Origin of the sequence: Enterococcus italicus DSM 15952 (assembly GCF_000185365.1) — a bacterium.
GTDB classification, from domain to species: Bacteria; Bacillota; Bacilli; order Lactobacillales; family Enterococcaceae; genus Enterococcus_G; species Enterococcus_G italicus.
Genome location: NZ_GL622269.1, coordinates 1 through 927 on the forward strand (window position 1 = coordinate 1; position 927 = coordinate 927).

At 27.5% G+C, this 927-nt stretch carries 2 protein-coding genes; both read left to right on the top strand.

Annotation, left to right across the window (positions count from 1 at the left end; translation table 11 throughout):
* Nucleotides 1–99 precede the first annotated feature (99 nt).
* Nucleotides 100–672, top strand: a complete 573-nt coding sequence (locus tag HMPREF9088_RS11190) for a hypothetical protein (RefSeq protein ID WP_007209372.1) — start codon at nucleotides 100–102, stop codon at nucleotides 670–672.
* Nucleotides 673–803: 131 nt separating this feature from the next.
* Nucleotides 804–927: DUF4298 domain-containing protein (locus HMPREF9088_RS12505; protein ID WP_282634719.1), on the top strand; the 124-nt coding region annotated here is incomplete at its 3' end.

Genomic DNA, 927 nt, shown 5'->3' on the forward strand with positions numbered 1-927 from the left:
TTGAAGATAGTATAACAAAAGAAAATAACCCTGAAAGAAAAGAAATTTTATCAATTAAAAAAGAAAAACTAATAGGAATAAAACAAGGATTGATAGAATATGTTCAATCAGAAGTTGAAAGAAAAATTTGATAAAAATGTTTCAATAGATTCAGTCATAGAAGGCGAAATGTTACTTGCAAAAGCTGACTATTACAAAACAACTGATTTTTCTAAAGTTGAAGGAGTTGCTAGATTCAGCAGTGAGGAAATTAATTCCATGTTGGAACAATCAAAAGGCTTCTTAACTAACATTCAGACAGTGAAAATTCCTAATGATTGTCAAGGTGTATTTTTTGTTCAAGATAGCATGAAACATATTGATGAACTAAGCCCGTTAGCAAAACACAATCTGAAAAAGGTTGTTAATCGCAATGCTTATTTACCTGATTCTGATAAGATAGAATTAAGTAAACAGATTGAGAATACTAATAAAGATCAATCCCAAGAATTGGATAAAAATGAACCTGAAAAAAATGAAGTGTCTGTAAAAATGTTCCAATTTGCGAAGTCAATTAATCGTTTGTTGAGTGGTAACCAACTACAGAAAAAACGAAACATAGACAAATTGATTAAGCAAACAAAAGCAACAAAGCAAAATCAATCATTACAAAGGAATATTCCTTTGCGATAAAATATTAATTGTCTAACTTAATTTGACAATTAATAATACTAATGATTGCATTAAAAATCGCTTTTTGAGATAATTGCTAAAAAAGAGAGGATTATCAAATGGATAACAAAGATATAGAGCTGATTCAACAAATGGAAAACAAATATGACACTTTTATGCCAGTCTTAACTAATTTAATTGATAGTGTTGAAAAATTTAACTCAATTTACAATAACTATATTGAATTAAAAAATTTTTATGGTAGTGAAAAATGGT

Bases quoted from the DNA above. Each gene is read 5' to 3' on its own strand.
- HMPREF9088_RS11190 (WP_007209372.1), top strand. From the start codon at position 100: ATGTTCAATCAGAAGTTGAAAGAAAAATTTGATAAAAATGTTTCAATA.